This is a genomic window from Nocardia rhizosphaerae (genome assembly GCF_042650365.1).
Lineage (GTDB): Bacteria > Actinomycetota > Actinomycetes > Mycobacteriales > Mycobacteriaceae > Nocardia > Nocardia rhizosphaerae.
The window spans coordinates 98,703-113,174 of record NZ_JBHSBA010000001.1 but is presented as its reverse complement, the minus strand read 5'-3'; the positions used below and the strand labels follow the sequence as shown (position 1 = coordinate 113,174).

At 69.3% G+C, this 14,472-nt stretch carries 11 protein-coding genes; 5 read left to right on the top strand and 6 right to left on the bottom strand.

From position 1 onward, the window contains the following. Window positions 1-156 precede the first annotated feature (156 nt). The gene (gene uvrA / locus ACFOW8_RS00585; RefSeq protein ID WP_378543675.1) at window positions 157-3,141 is read right to left on the bottom strand and encodes an excinuclease ABC subunit UvrA; all 2,985 of its coding nucleotides are present in this window, start codon (window positions 3,139-3,141) and stop codon (window positions 157-159) included. 398 nt (window positions 3,142-3,539) lie between these two features. Here uvrA and ACFOW8_RS00580 point away from each other — a divergent pair, with 398 nt between their 5' ends. Further along, window positions 3,540-4,172 (top strand): response regulator transcription factor, encoded by a 633-nt coding sequence (locus tag ACFOW8_RS00580; RefSeq protein ID WP_378543672.1) that lies wholly within the window; start codon window positions 3,540-3,542, stop codon window positions 4,170-4,172. A 4-nt stretch (window positions 4,173-4,176) separates the two neighbouring features. On the opposite strand, the gene ACFOW8_RS00575 is transcribed toward ACFOW8_RS00580, so the two are convergent. Then, window positions 4,177-4,956: a sigma 54 modulation/S30EA ribosomal C-terminal domain-containing protein gene (locus ACFOW8_RS00575; RefSeq protein ID WP_378543669.1), complete on the bottom strand. Its 780-nt coding sequence runs from the start codon at window positions 4,954-4,956 to the stop codon at window positions 4,177-4,179. Window positions 4,957-5,104: 148 nt separating this feature from the next. On the opposite strand from ACFOW8_RS00575, the gene ACFOW8_RS00570 reads away from it, so the two are divergent. After that, window positions 5,105-6,928, top strand: coding sequence for a sensor histidine kinase (locus ACFOW8_RS00570; protein ID WP_378543666.1), 1,824 nt, complete (start codon window positions 5,105-5,107; stop codon window positions 6,926-6,928). Here ACFOW8_RS00570 and ACFOW8_RS00565 read toward each other — a convergent pair. Then, the gene (locus ACFOW8_RS00565; protein WP_378543663.1) at window positions 6,886-8,067 is read right to left on the bottom strand and encodes a beta-ketoacyl synthase N-terminal-like domain-containing protein; all 1,182 of its coding nucleotides are present in this window, start codon (window positions 8,065-8,067) and stop codon (window positions 6,886-6,888) included. The two genes, ACFOW8_RS00570 and ACFOW8_RS00565, sit on opposite strands and share 43 nt — an antisense overlap. A 132-nt stretch (window positions 8,068-8,199) precedes the next feature. Here ACFOW8_RS00565 and ACFOW8_RS00560 point away from each other — a divergent pair, with 132 nt between their 5' ends. Genes ACFOW8_RS00560 through ACFOW8_RS00550 form a run of 3 tightly spaced genes read left to right on the top strand, consistent with a single transcriptional unit; the run spans window position 8,200 to window position 12,166 of the window. Beyond that, entirely contained in the window at window positions 8,200-9,537 is a 1,338-nt protein-coding gene (locus ACFOW8_RS00560) for a diguanylate cyclase domain-containing protein (RefSeq protein ID WP_378543660.1), read from the top strand. A gap of 13 nt (window positions 9,538-9,550) precedes the next feature. Continuing rightward, window positions 9,551-9,862, top strand: coding sequence for an antibiotic biosynthesis monooxygenase family protein (locus ACFOW8_RS00555; RefSeq protein WP_378543657.1), 312 nt, complete (start codon window positions 9,551-9,553; stop codon window positions 9,860-9,862). A 42-nt stretch (window positions 9,863-9,904) separates the two neighbouring features. Next, window positions 9,905-12,166, top strand: a complete 2,262-nt coding sequence (locus ACFOW8_RS00550; RefSeq protein WP_378543655.1) for a HelD family protein — start codon at window positions 9,905-9,907, stop codon at window positions 12,164-12,166. A gap of 126 nt (window positions 12,167-12,292) precedes the next feature. On the opposite strand, the gene ACFOW8_RS00545 is transcribed toward ACFOW8_RS00550, so the two are convergent. From ACFOW8_RS00545 to ACFOW8_RS00535, 3 genes are all read right to left on the bottom strand, one after another. Beyond that, window positions 12,293-12,745 (bottom strand): universal stress protein, encoded by a 453-nt coding sequence (locus ACFOW8_RS00545; RefSeq protein ID WP_378543653.1) that lies wholly within the window; start codon window positions 12,743-12,745, stop codon window positions 12,293-12,295. A 269-nt stretch (window positions 12,746-13,014) separates the two neighbouring features. Then, on the bottom strand, window positions 13,015-13,446 hold the full coding sequence (locus ACFOW8_RS00540) for a hypothetical protein (protein WP_378543651.1): 432 nt from the start codon (window positions 13,444-13,446) through the stop codon (window positions 13,015-13,017). Window positions 13,447-13,548: 102 nt separating this feature from the next. After that, window positions 13,549-14,415 (bottom strand): AraC family transcriptional regulator, encoded by an 867-nt coding sequence (locus tag ACFOW8_RS00535; protein ID WP_378543649.1) that lies wholly within the window; start codon window positions 14,413-14,415, stop codon window positions 13,549-13,551. Between the last annotated feature and the right edge of the window lie 57 nt (window positions 14,416-14,472).

Below are 14,472 nucleotides of genomic sequence, written 5' to 3'. Positions count from 1 at the left end.
ACAGAATCTGGCCGATGAGCGCCGTGGTGGCTTCATCCATGGGACGTTCCTTTCGTACTGCACGACATCGCGATCGCGCCTGGGCGAATGTTACCCATACGTGTTTCACTTTGTCCTGTTTTCCGGAAGTCCGCTGCCGGGGAGCCTAGTCGTCGCTCAGCGCAGGGCGGCCGCCTTTCGGGCCAGTCGCTTGGCCGCGGCCGTCTCGGCGGGCGCTTTCTCGGCGGGCGCTTTCCCGGCGTTCCTGGCGGCGGCCTTCTTCTTCGCCGGGGCACGCACCGGCGCGGGCGCCGCGAGCACCTCCTTCAGGAACTGCCCGGTGTAGCTGCCCGACACCTGCGCCACGTCCTCCGGCGTGCCGGAAGCCACCACCGTGCCACCCCCCGAACCACCCTCCGGGCCCATGTCGACGACCCAGTCCGAGGTCTTGATGACATCGAGGTTGTGCTCGATGACGATCACCGTGTTGCCCTTGTCGACCAGGCCGTTGATCACCTTCAGCAACTTGCGGATGTCCTCGAAGTGCAGGCCGGTGGTCGGCTCGTCGAGGATGTACACGGTGCGCCCGGTCGACCGCTTCTGCAGCTCGGCGGCCAGTTTCACCCGCTGGGCCTCGCCGCCGGACAGCGTCGGCGCGCTCTGACCGAGCCGCACATAACCGAGACCGACCTCGACCAGGGTCTTCAGATAGCGGTGGATCGAGGTGACCGGCTCGAAGAACTCGGCGGCCTCGTCGATCGGCATGTCCAGCACCTCGGCGATGGTCTTGCCCTTGTAGTGCACCTCCAGCGTTTCCCGGTTGTACCTGGCGCCGTGGCACACCTCGCACGGCACATACACATCCGGCAGGAAGTTCATCTCGATCTTGAGCGTGCCGTCACCGGAGCAGGCCTCGCAGCGACCGCCCTTGACATTGAAGGAGAACCGGCCCGGCTGGTAGCCGCGCACCTTCGCCTCGGTGGTGGCCGCGAACAAGGTACGGATCTTGTCGAAGACGCCGGTGTAGGTGGCCGGGTTCGAGCGCGGGGTGCGCCCGATCGGCGACTGGTCGACCTGCACCAGCTTGTCCAGGTGATCGAGGCCGTTGATCCTGGTGTGCCTGCCGGGAACCTGCCGTGCGCCGTTGAGTTTGTTCGCCAGCACCGTCGCCAGGATGTCGTTGACCAGGGTCGACTTGCCCGAACCCGAGACACCGGTGACGGCCGTGAGCACCCCGAGCGGGAACGCCACATCGATGCCACGCAAATTGTGCTCGGTGGCGCCGACGACGGTGAGCCTGCGCTTCCGGTCGACCGGGCGCCGCACCATCGGCACCTCGATCTGTTCCCGGCCGGAAAGGTAAGCGCCGGTGAGCGATTCGGGCTCGTCGAGCAGTTCGGTGTACGGACCGCTGTGCACCACCCGGCCGCCGTGCTCACCGGCGAGCGGACCGATGTCGACCACCCAGTCCGAGGCGCGGATGGTGTCCTCGTCGTGCTCGACCACGATCAACGTGTTGCCCAGCTTCTTCAGCTGCAGCAGCGTCTCGATGAGCCTGCGGTTGTCGCGCTGATGCAGGCCGATCGACGGCTCGTCGAGCACATACAGCACGCCGACCAGACCCGAACCGATCTGGGTGGCCAGCCGGATGCGCTGTGCCTCGCCGCCGGACAGCGTCGCCGCCGCCCGCGACAGCGTGAGGTACTCCAGGCCGACGTCGAGCAGGAAGCCCAGGCGCGCCTGGATCTCCTTGAGCACCTGACCGGCGATCGCGGCCTCGCGCTCCCCCAGCGTCAGCGAATTCAGGAAATGCGCGCACTCACCGATGGACAGGTCGCTGACCTGCGCGATCGACTTGTCGGTTCCGTCGGCGGCCAAAGTGACGGCCAGGATCTCCGGGCGCAACCTGGCACCGTGGCACACCGGACACGGCACATCCCGCATATAGCCGTCGTAATGCTCCTTCATCTGCTCGGACTCGGTGTTGTCCATGCGCCGGTGCAGGAACGGCATCACGCCTTCGAAATCGGCGTAGTAGGACCGCTTGCGGCCGTAGCGGTTGACATACGACACGTGTACCTGGTCGGAGCTGCCCTCCAGCACCGCCTTGCGTGCCTTGGCGGGCAGGTTCTGCCACGGGGTGTCCATCGAGAAGCCGATCGCCTCGGCCAGCCCCGACAGCAGCCGGTTGAAGTACTCGGCGGTCTGCCCGCGCGACCACGGCGCGATCGCGCCATCGGCCAGGCTCAGCTCCGGGTCGGGCACCACCAGTTCCGGATCGACCTCCTTGCGGATGCCGAGGCCGGTGCAGTCGGGGCAGGCGCCGTAGGGCGAGTTGAACGAGAACGAGCGCGGCTCGAGGTCCTCGATGTCGAGGGCGTGGCCGTTCGGGCAGGCCAGCCGCTCGGAGAAGCGGCGCTCCCGGTCGTGCGCGTGCTCGTCACGGTCGACGAAATCGAGCACCACGATACCGTCGGCCAGCCGCAACGCCGTCTCGATGGAATCGGTGAGCCGCTGCTTGGACGCCGGCTTCACCGCCAGCCGGTCGACCACCACCTCGACGTCGTGCTTCTCCTGCTTCTTCAGCTTCGGCGGATCGGTCAGCGGATACACCACACCGTCGACCCGCACCCGCGAATAGCCCTGCGTCTTGAGCTGGTCGAACAGGTCGACGAACTCGCCCTTGCGGGTACGCACCACCGGGGCGAGGACCTGGAACTTCAGGCCCTCGTCCATCGCGAGCACCTGGTCGACGATCTGCTGCGGGGTCTGCTTGGCGATCAGCTCGCCACACACCGGGCAGTGCGGAGTGCCCGCGCGCGCGTACAGCAGGCGCAGGTAGTCGTAGACCTCGGTGATGGTGCCGACCGTGGAGCGCGGATTGCGGTTGGTCGACTTCTGGTCGATCGACACCGCGGGCGAGAGACCTTCGATGAAGTCGACATCGGGCTTGTCCATCTGCCCGAGGAACTGGCGCGCGTACGCCGACAGCGACTCGACATACCGCCGCTGCCCCTCGGCGAAGATCGTGTCGAACGCCAGACTCGACTTACCCGAGCCGGACAGACCGGTGAACACGATCAGGCTGTCGCGCGGCAGATCGAGGTCGACACCCTTGAGGTTGTGTTCCCTCGCTCCGCGCACAGTGAGGCGTTCCGCCACCTGGTGAATCCCTTCTCCATCGTCATCCGCCGACCGGACATGAACCCCCGTCGACCCATGCTAGGTGCCCCCACCGACAGGATTGTTGGAGCGCTGGCGCGCTCGAGTCGCGGCCCCCTTGGGTCCCGTCGATCAGGCACCGTTGCTTGCTCCTTCGTCGCTTGCGCAACGGCGCCTGATCGACGGGACGGGCCGCGACCGCCGCTGCGCGGCGTGACCCTCCTCGAGGTCGGGTCGTCGGGGCTGGGTTGGGTGGTCACGCTGCAGCGTTCGTAGGGCTCCGGGTTCCGCTCCAGGTCGGGTCGTTGTGGTCGAGATCCCGGACTGTGCCCGCTCTTTCGGTACGCGGATTATGTTGGACACGGGGCGGGGACGGTAGACACGATGAAGGAGCCGAAGTGCTCGAGGTGTTCCTGGTCGACGACCACGAGATCGTGCGGCGCGGGTTGATCGACCTGCTCGAGGGTGATCCAGAACTCAGGGTGATCGGGCAGGCGGGCGGTGTGGCCGAGGCGATGGTGCGCATCCGCGAGGCCAGGCCCGACGTCGCGGTGCTCGATGTGCGCCTGCCCGACGGCAACGGCATCGAACTGTGCCGCAACCTGCTGGCCGAGTTCGACGACCTGCGCTGCCTGATCCTCACCTCGTTCTCCGACGAGCACGCCATGCTCGACGCCATCCTGGCAGGCGCCAGTGGCTATGTGGTGAAGAACATCGACGGGATGAAACTGGCCGACGCGATCAAACAGGTCGGCGCCGGGCACTCCCTGCTCGACACCCGCGCCGCCGACGCACTGCGCGCCCGGCTGCGCCGCAGCACCGAACCCTCCGGCGCGCTGGCCGGGCTCACCGAACAGGAACGCAGGCTGCTCGAGTTACTCGGCGAGGGCCTCACCAATCGGCAGATCGCGGCCAGGATGTTCCTGGCCGAGAAGACCGTGAAGAACTACGTCTCCCGCCTGCTGGCCAAGCTCGGCGTCGAACGCCGGACCCAGGCCGCCGTGCTGGCGACGAAACTGCGCGAACCCTGACGGCTCAGGAGGGGACGACGATCGTCAGGTCGCCGTCGTAGCGGCGGTAGAGCAGGTTGCCGCGGCCGGTGTGGCTGTCGGTGAAGAACAGGTAGGGCAGTCCCGCGGTGCACAGCACGTGCGAGGCCTCGTCCTCGGCGAAGACCGGTGCCGCGTCCTGCACCACGCGCACCGGCATGGCACCCGCGGTGAGCGGCAGGTCGGCGGGCTCGCCCGCCGCGGCGGTGTGACGCTGCCTGGCCAGGCTGACACCGTGCGGGTCGGCCCAGGTGACGATGGCGTCCTCGCCGGTCTGGGCGTCGGTGAACAGGTACGCGTCGTAGTCCATCGCGTCGAGGACGGTGCTGGCTTCCAGCGGGGTGCCGGTCATCAGCGCGCAGTCCTTGCGGCGGATGATCGGGCGGGTGTCGGTGACCTGGGCCAGCGGGCGGCGGGCCGGATCGGGCCAGGCGCCGCGCGCCTCCTTGCCCGCGCGGCGGGCCAGCTGACGGTCCAGCCGTTCGGCGGCGAAGGTGACCGCGAACCCGCCCGGCCCGGTGACCTGCACGCGGGTGAGGGTGTCGTTGGTGCGGATATTGGCCTGCACCAGGGTCGGCTCGTCGCCGCCCTGCGGCGCGGTGACGCGCACCCGGGCCGGGCTGTCGAGGTGATGCCTGCGCATCACCCTGGTGATCGCGCGGACCGCCCTCGTCACGTCCTGGGGTGGCACTTCGCCGCGGGTGGTCACCGCGAGCTCCGGGTCCGCGGCGGTCGTCCAGTGCTGGGTCGTCGACAACGAATTCATCTCATGCCCCACTTCTCGATCCCTTTTCCCGGTGCCCTATGCCACCACTGCGCGCGTCGTGGGTGAAGGGCCGAAAGTCACCGAACAGCGTGCAGGCCGTGCGACTAGACTCTGCGTCGACGGTGGGGGCGGCGACGGGATGGCGGCGATGGCGAATGACGGTCAGGGTGGCCGCTATTCGGTGGGCCGGACCGCTTCGCAGCAGCGGTTGCGCGACCTGCTGGGTGAGGTGGCCGACCGGGTCGAGGGGATGATCGGCTCGCGCGACCGGATGGACGGCCTGGTCGAGGCCATGCTCACGGTCACCGCGGGCCTCGATCTGGACGATACGCTGCGCACGATCGTGCGGACGGCGATGGACCTGGTCGACGCGCAGTACGGCGCGCTGGCGGTGCGCGGCCACGATCAGCAGGTCGCGCAGTTCATCGACGAGGGCATGCCGGAACACATCAGGGACCGGATCGAGCGGTTGCCCGCAGGCCACGGCGTGCTCGGCGCCGTGTTCGCGCAGAAGTCGCCGCTGCGGCTCGCCGATCTCACCGAGCACAGCTCGTCGGTGGGTTTCCCGGCGGGACATCCGCCGATGCACACCTTCCTCGGGGTGCCGGTGCGGATCCGCGACGAGGTCTTCGGCAGCCTGTACCTCACCGAGAAGTCCGACGGGCAGCCGTTCACCGAGGAGGATGAGGTCCTCGTGCTCGCCCTCGCCGCCGCGGCGGGCATCGCGGTGGACAACGCGCACCTCTACGAACAGGCCAGGACCAGGCAGGCCTGGATCGAGGCCACCCGCGATATCGCGACCGAGTTCCTGGCGGGCACCGAATCCGATCGCGTGCTCGGCCATGTGGTCGACCACGCGCGCAAGCTCACCGGGTCCCATCAGGCGTTCCTTGCCTCGGTGCCGGTGCCCGACGAAGCGCCCGCCGGGATCTCGGAGCTGGTGATCACGCAGTGGACCGGCCCCGATGCGGGCCAGGACTGGCAGACCGTCCCGGTCGCGGGCACCGCGCTCGGTGACGCGTTCAGCAGACGCACGCCCCTGCGGTTCGACGACGCCTCGGCGGTGACCCTCGGCGTGGAGTTCCCCGATGCCGAATTGCCGGGCGCCGGACCGGCGCTGGTACTGCCGCTGTGCACCCCGGACGCCACCCTCGGGGTTCTGGTGACGATCCGGCCGCCCGGTTTCGCACCGTACTCCGACGAGATGCTCGAGCTGACCGCGGCGTTCTGCGATCAAGCCGCGCTGGCGGTGCGGCTGGCCGACGCTCAGCGCCGGATGCGCGAACTCGACATCGTCGCCGACCGCGACCGCATCGCCCGTGACCTGCACGATCACGTGATCCAGCGGCTGTTCGCGATCGGTCTCACCGTGCAGGCGACCATGCCGAAGGCGGTCGTTCCCGAAGTGCGGCAACGCCTCTCGTCGGTGATCATGGATCTGCAGGAGGTGGTGCAGGAGATCAGGACCTCCATCTTCGACCTGCACGCCAGCGGACCCGAGCACAGCGCGGGGCTGCAGCAGCGGCTGGAGCTGGCGATCCGGCGCCAGACCGCCGATATCGCCCTGCGGGCCACGATCCAGGTGTCGGGGCCGCTGTCGGTGCTCGACCCGCAGCTGGCCGATCACGCCGAGGCGGTGGTGCGCGAGGCGGTCAGCAACGCGGCACGCCATTCCGGGGCCGACACGGTCGCGATCGTGATCGAGGTGGCCGACGACCTGACGATCGAGGTCGTCGACAACGGCTGGGGCATCCCCAATCATGTGATCCGCAGTGGCTTGCGCAATCTCGAGCAGCGAGCCGAGGAGGCCGGCGGGCACTTCGAGATCGGTCCGGCCAAGCGGCCCGACGCCGACGGCAACCACCCGGACATGCCAGGCACCCTGCTGCGCTGGGCGGTGCCGCTCCCCCAGGACACACCCACCGACGGCTATGCGCTGGCGGCGGGTCCCGAGGCAGGCGAGGGCGACTGACTCACCGCGGGCGCGAGGACGACCGCGGCGTTGGTGCCACCCATGCCCATCGACAGCTTCACCGTGAGCCCACCGGTCAGCTCGGCGGTCCCGTCGAGCAGCCGCGGGTGCGCGGGCGCCACGATCGGCGCCGACACCGCCAGTCCCCGGTCGTAGGACAGCGCGAGCGCCGCGACCTCGACCGCCGCGGCCGCGCCCTGGCAGTGCCCGGTAAGCGGTTTGAGCGCGGTGACGACGGGCCGGTCGGCGAAGACGGTGGTGAGCACGTCACGTTCGGCCGCGTCGCACTGTCTGGTGCCGGTGGCGTGCGCGTTGACGTAGGCCACATCGGCGGCGTCGATGCCGGCGGCCGCCAGCGCGCGCCGCGCGCAGTCGATGAGCTGTGTGTGCGCCGGATCGACCGACACCACGTGGTGGGCGTCGTTGGTCATCGCGCCGCCGAGGACCCTGGCGTAGGGCCGGTCGACGGCGTCGCTGAGCAACAGGGCCACCGAGGCCTCGGCCATGACGAAGCCGCGGGTGCCCTCCTGGAACGGCCTGCACGCGGTGAACGGATCCAGGTCGGCGACGGCGGCACCCATCCCGACGAAGTGCTCGAGCATGTCCGGTGTCGCCGAGAGGTCGGTGGTGACGCACAGGACGTCGTCGACCAGCCCGGCGGCCAGCCACAGCTGGGCGGTGAGCAGCGCGGCGCTGCCCGAACTGCAGGCCGCGGAGACATTCATCGCCGGACCGTGGAAACCGAAGTCCTGCATCACCACCGAGATCGGCGTCGACGGCAGCAGCCGCAGATAGTCGCGGGAGCGCCGGTGTCCGTGGTCGACGAGGTAGAAGTCACGCCAGTCGGCGACATCGCCGAGAGTGAACGCGTGGACGAGCCCGACCGTGCGGCCGGTCCGGCGCCAGCCGCGATCCTGCGCGTCGGCGATCGCCTCGGTGGCCGCGGCCCGCACGGCACGCCCGAACAGGCCGGGCATGCCGTCGGGATCGGTGATCCGGCCCACCCACGCGTGTTCGTCGCGTCCGACGCCGTAACCGGGGTGCAAACCGGCGGCTGGTTTCCCTCCCGTTATCCCCTGCCACAGCGGTTCACGTCCCCATCCGTAGCCGGAGACCACACCCACCCCGGAGATCGACATAGAATCGAGTCGGTGGGCCCTGCCGCCGGGACACGCCTCGGGTTTCACATCGCTCCTCGCGGATCGCATCGAGATTTCTCACAGTAGTCCTGTTCGCCGGATCCGGGCCAGGCACCGAGAGGGGGTATCGCAGTGGGTGACGTACATACCGAACAGGCCGGCGCCGAGCAGCTCGCGCGGCGGTACCGCTCGCTGGTCGAGCACATGCCCGATGCCATCTGCGTGCACAAGGCGGGCACCATCGTCTATGTCAATCCCGCGATGGTCCGGCTGCTCGGCGCGCGCATGGCCACCGATCTGCTCGGGCTCTCGATCACCACCTTCGTCGCGCGCGAGTCCGTTGCGCCGATGCTCGACCGGATCGCCCAGCTCACCGCCGAGGGCGCGGCCTCGCCGCCGACCGAGATGGACCTGGTCCGGGTGGACGGGCGCACAGTGCCGGTGCGGACGGTCTCGGTGCTCACGGCCTGGCAGGACGATCTCGCCTACCAGGTGGTGGTGCACGACCTCACCGCCCAGCGAGCCGCGGAGGCGTCGGCGCGGCGGGCCGAGGCACACTTCACCACCGTGGTGTCCCAGCTGGAGGAGGGCGTGCTCGTCGTCGACCGCGCAGGCCGGATCGAGTCGATCAATCCGGCCGGGCGGCGCATTCTCGGTCTCGACGAGACGGCGCCGCTTGTCGGCCGCCGCATCGACGAACTCCCGGCGACGATGGTCGACCGCAACGGGCAGCCGCTGCCGACCACCCGGCATCCGATGGCGCACACGCTGGCGACCGGGGAGGCGGTTACCCAGTTCGTGTTCGGGGTGGACCGCGACGACGGCACCCAGGTGTGGCTCACCTGCAATTGCCGGCTGCTCAATCCGGAGAGCCCGGAGTCGTCCGGGGTGTCCTCGTTCGCCGACATCACCGCGTTCCGGGAGAGCAAGCGTCAGCTCGAATACCAGGCCACCCACGACGCGCTGACCGGGCTGGCCAACCGCTCGCTGATCCTGTCGCAGCTGGCGACCGCGCTCGACGCCGACGACGCGGGCACGGTCACCACCGTGTTGTTCCTCGACCTCGACGGTTTCAAGGCGATCAACGATGCCCTCGGCCATGCCATCGGCGACCTGGTGCTGCAGATCGTCGCCCAGCGGTTGCAGCGGGCCCTGCGCGCCGAGGATCTGGTCGGCAGGCTCGGCGGCGACGAGTTCCTCGTCCTGCTCTCCGGTCATCCGCACCCGGCCGACCTGCCCGCACTGATCGACCGGCTGCGCGCCACCATCGGCGAGCCGATCATCGCCCGCGGTCACCGGCTCGAGGTGAGCGCGTCGATCGGGGTCACCGAGCTCCAGCCGCAGGAGCATCGCACGCCCGAAGCCGTCCTGCACGACGCCGACCTGGCGATGTACCGCGACAAGCCCGCCGATCACCGTGACCTCGGTCTCGGTCAGCAGCGACGCTCGAACAACACCCACGCCTCCTGACACACTGATCGGCGTGATCGTCGAACACGCCATCCTGCCGGTTCGCCCCGGACACGCCGACGCGTTCGAGGCGGCGTTCGCCGAGGCGTACCCGATCATCGCGGGCATGCCCGGATTCGGCGGCCTCTCGCTGTCGCGGTGTGTGGAACGGCCGGAGAACTACCTGCTGCTGGTTCGCTGGGAGCGGCTCACCGATCACACCGAGGGCTTCCGTGGCTCGCCGGCATATCAGCGCTGGCGGACGCTGTTGCACCACTTCTACGATCCGTTTCCCGTGGTCGAACACTTCACGCCGATCGTCGGCGACCCTGCTGGGTCCGAGTAGACTCGACAACTCTGTTCTCGCCGGTGCCGAAGGAGTCCCGTTTTGCCCGACCGCCTCGCTGACGAACGCGCCGCGGAACAGCAGTACCTGTCGGTGCTCTACACCCGGCTCGACGGCATGCGCGACTACGCGCAGAACCGGCTCAAGACCGTACTGCTGGAATCCGGCGGCACCCCGCAGGCACGCAGTGAGCGCGAGTCGTTCACCGCGCTCTACAACGAGGACCTGGCGAAATACGATGCCGCCGAGCACGGCCTCTGCTTCGGCCGGATCGATCTGAACGGCCGCGAGCCGGAGGCCCGCTACATCGGCAGGCTCGGCATCCTCGACGAGGACAACGACTACGAGCCGCTGCTGCTGGACTGGCGCGCGCCGCTGGCCCGCCCGTTCTATCTGGCGACCACCGCCAACCCCGAGGACGTGGTCCGGCGCAGGCACATCCGGTCCCGCAATCGCGCGGTCACCGCGATCACCGACGAGTACCTGGATCTGGCGGCCGCCGAGCGCGACGGCGTGGTCGGCGCCGACGACGGGGTCGGCGGGGAGAGCGCGCTGCTGTCGGCACTCAACGCCGCCAGGACCGGGCACATGAACGACATCGTGGAGACGATCCAGTCCGAGCAGGACGCGATCATCCGCTCCGAGCACAAGAGCGTGCTGGTGGTGCAGGGCGGCCCCGGCACCGGCAAGACCGCGGTGGCGCTGCACCGCGCCGCCTACCTGCTCTACACCTACCGCCAGCAGCTGGCCAAAAGCGGCGTACTGATCATCGGCCCGAACGCGACCTTCCTCGACTACATCGGCCAGGTGCTGCCCTCGCTCGGCGAGACCGGCGTGCTGCTGTCGACCATCGGCGACCTGTATCCGGGCGTGAAGGCGGTCCGTGCGGACTCGCTGCGGGCCGGGGAGATCAAGGGCTCGCTCGACATGCTCGAGGTGCTCAAGCAGGCGGTGCGTGACCGGCAGGAGGTGCCTGCGCAGCCGGTGCGGCTGACCTTCGACGGCTATCCGGTGACGCTGGACCGCAAGATCGCCACCAGGGCACGCGGCCGGGCCAGGTCCTCGCGCCGCCCGCACAATCTGGCCCGCCCGATCTTCGCGGCCTCGGTGATCGATGCCCTCACCGACCAGCTCGCCGCCACCATGGGCGCCGATCTGTCCGGCGGCACCAGCCTGCTCAGTTCCGCCGATCTCAGCGAGATCGGCGACGAGATGCGCGCCGACCCGCAGGTCCAGGCCGCGATCGGCGCGCTGTGGCCGATCCTGTCGCCGCAAGACGTGCTGGCCGATCTGCTGGCCGACCCGGCGCGGCTGGACCGGGCAGCGAAGACGCTGAGCCCCGAGGACCGCGCCGAACTGGTGCGGTCCGACGACGGCACCTTCGCCGCCGCCGACGCGCCGCTGCTCGACGAGCTGGCCGAACTGCTCGGCGTCGACGACTCCGAGGAACGCGAACGAGCCCGCCGCCGCTGGCGCGCGCAGCTGGCCGAGGCGCAGGACGCACTCGACATCCTCACCGGTTCGGCGCCACAGGACATCGAGGACGAGCTCGACCCCGAGATCCTGATGGCCTACGACCTGATCGACGCCTCGCAGCTGGCCCAGCGACAGGAACTCGGCAACCGGCAGACCACGGCCGAGCGCGCCGCGGGCGATCGCACGTGGACCTACGGGCACGTGATCGTCGACGAGGCGCAGGAGCTGTCGGCCATGGCGTGGCGGATGGTGATGCGTCGCATCCCCAACCGGTGGATCACCGTGGTGGGCGATGTGGCCCAGACCGGCGATCCGGCGGGCGCGTCGTCGTGGCAGCGGGTGCTGGAACCGTATGTGGCGCAACGCTGGAAGCTCACCGAACTCACCGTGAACTACCGCACGCCCGCCGAGATCATGGCGGTGGCGGCCGACGTGCTCGCCGCGATCGATCCCGGTACCAAGGTGCCGCGATCGGTCCGCGAGTCCGGCCATCGGCCACGGGCCTACCGAGTCCGGCCCGCCCAGGTGGCCGGTGCGCTCGCCGGGCTGCTCGAGTCCGAGCACGCGCCCGGCACCGCCGCCGTACTCGCTCCGGCCGAACTGGTCCCCGAATTGTCTTCGCTGGCAGGCGAATCCGTGAGCGTACTGACGGTCCACGATGCCAAGGGCCTCGAGTTCGACCGGGTGTATCTGGTGGAGCCGCAGACGATTCTGGACGAGTCCCCGCGCGGTCTCAACGACCTGTACGTGGCCTTGACCCGCGCGACCCAGCGACTCGCGGTGGTGCACACCGACGACCTGCCCGAGGTGCTGTCGGCGCTGGCCTAGCCGGCAGCCCGACGCGCGAGCCCACACCGGGCCACGCGGCGGGGTCCTGGCCCGCACTCGGCCGTCCGGGAACGCACGCGAGGGCGCCGCGCGGCACGCGGCGCCCTCGACGTTGCCGAAGCGGTCCTAGCGCACGGTGTGCACGATCAGCACGTCCGAACGCGACTTGCGAGCCACGTCGGACGGCACCGAGCCGAGCAGGCGACCGGTGAGGGTGTTCAGGCCACGGTTGCCGACCACCAGCAGGTCGGCTTCGACCTCCTTGACGAGGTCGAGCAGCGAATCGACCGGCTCGCCGACGATGGCGCGCTCGACGATGTTCTTCGCGCCGGCGGCGACGGCCTTCTCCCGTGCGACGTGCAGGATCTCGTTGGTCGGCGCCGAGCCGCGCACCTGGTAGGCCTCGTCCTTGAGGACGTCGGCAGCGGCGGCGACATCGCGATCGTCGGTCGGGAAGTAGGCGCAGGCCAGCACGAGAGTCGCGTCCGCATCGGCGGCGAGCGCCGCGGCCTTCTCCACCGCGACGTACGACGAATCCGAGCCATCAGTACCGACGACAATGGTCCGGTAGGCGGTCATCTCTCCTCCAACTTGGTCGGTGCCGACGTCGAACGACCCGGGAATCGAGCGTCAGCGCGGCAATTGGGTCGACCCTAACGCCAAAACAGGCCGATTTATCGACAATCGCCACAGATCACACCGGGAGTGTTGATCTCGCGGGCCGGTCCGACGCGGGTTCTCGCGACGGATCCGAGGATTCACCTGGGGCAACCAGAACCGGATCAGCCGGAATTGTGGCCTATCACAACACAATCACCACGCCGGTCCCGGCTGGGATTTCGCTCACATCACCCGGAGAAACTCGGCAATCCGCAGGCGGCACTGCCGGTTCCGGTGGCAGGCGCCACGGTCACCGTGGTCGGCGTGATCCACTTGGTACCGAGCAACACGACCTTCGCCGTCAGCTCATGGGTGCCTGCCGCAGCGGGCCGCCAGGTCGCCGTGGTGGCACCGACCGTGGGCACCCAGACGCTGTCGATCGGCACACCGTTGTCGTAGAACGTCACCTCGGCGCCGGAGTCCGCGCTGCTGTATCCGACGACGCCGACCGCCGTGACCGTGTACGCACAGCCCGCCCGATGATCCGAGCCCGCGACTTCCACGTACTGCGTGCCGCTCGCATGGGCCGCCGGCGCGGCGAAGGCGGCGGTGGCCACGACCGCCGCCAGGGCGGAACCGATCAGGGCAGGCCACGAATCGCGGCGGAAAAGTGTTGTCACCGTTGCAGTCCTCACTTCTACGCGACACCGGGTCGCCGCGCCTGCGGTGACCCTAGCCCGGAGCTGAACCACCACTGGGTGAAACGAGAATATTTCAAACTGCTATTTCCGTGTCTGGGCACCGCCCGAGACCGCGCCGGATGCCCCCGACCGCGCCCTGCGCGCATATTCCGACGGCGACATCCCGATCCCGGCGGTGAATTCCCGGCAGAAATGCGCCTGGTCGAAATAGCCGAGTTCGGCGGCCAGATCCGCCAGGTCCGGTGCGGCGCCGCGGGCGAGCAGATCGGCGGCGTCCTGCAGGCGGAATCGGCACAGCACCCATTTCGGACCGGCGCCGACATAGCGCCGGAACAGCCGCTGCAGGGTCCTGATCGGGACGGCGAACCGCTCGGTGACCTGATCGACCCTGGTCAGCCCGGCATCGTCGGCCATCGCGGCCACGATGCGGGCCACCAGTGCGTAGTGTGGGTCGCCGCCGCGACCGCGCCCGGCGAAGAATTCCTCGACCAGCCGGACCCGCGCCGCGTCCGACGATTCGGCGAGCACCAGGTCGCCCAGGTGAGCCGCGGCGGGCAGCACCTCGGCCAGCGGCGCCGAATCATCGCGCAGCGCACCGACATCCATGCCGGTGAACGCGCCGAACCCACCGGGACGGAACCGGATGCCGAAGGTCTCCCCCACCCCGTCGAGCTCGCGCACATACTTCGTGGTGCACACGCCGGTGACGAACCCGCCCGTCCTGGTACCGCTGCGCTCGAAGGTGACATTGACGCAGGGAAACGACAACACCTCCGCGCGATAGGCGGGCTTGCCGCGCAGATCCCAGCGCACCACCCAGTACCGGTCGGCGAAGCCGCTCAGCGCGGGCCCGACCGGGAGCCGGTCCAGCGTGCGATGCCTTGCCTGTTCGTCCGGCAGCAGAATGCCCTTGCGATCGGCGAGATCCGGCGCGTCACCCGTGGTCATCGGATCTTGTCGCCTTCTTACAAGACCGGCCGCGACCGCGCGAGCAGGATCGTCGTC

What these genes read in the sequence shown, in the direction of transcription:
- ACFOW8_RS00535 (WP_378543649.1), bottom strand. Translation starts at nt 14,415, where the DNA reads ATGACCACGGGTGACGCGCCGGATCTCGCCGATCGCAAGGGCATTCTG.
- ACFOW8_RS00570 (WP_378543666.1), top strand. Translation starts at nt 5,105, where the DNA reads ATGGCGAATGACGGTCAGGGTGGCCGCTATTCGGTGGGCCGGACCGCT.
- ACFOW8_RS00545 (WP_378543653.1), bottom strand. Translation starts at nt 12,745, where the DNA reads ATGACCGCCTACCGGACCATTGTCGTCGGTACTGATGGCTCGGATTCG.
- ACFOW8_RS00575 (WP_378543669.1), bottom strand. Translation starts at nt 4,956, where the DNA reads ATGAATTCGTTGTCGACGACCCAGCACTGGACGACCGCCGCGGACCCG.
- ACFOW8_RS00565 (WP_378543663.1), bottom strand. Translation starts at nt 8,067, where the DNA reads ATGTCGATCTCCGGGGTGGGTGTGGTCTCCGGCTACGGATGGGGACGT.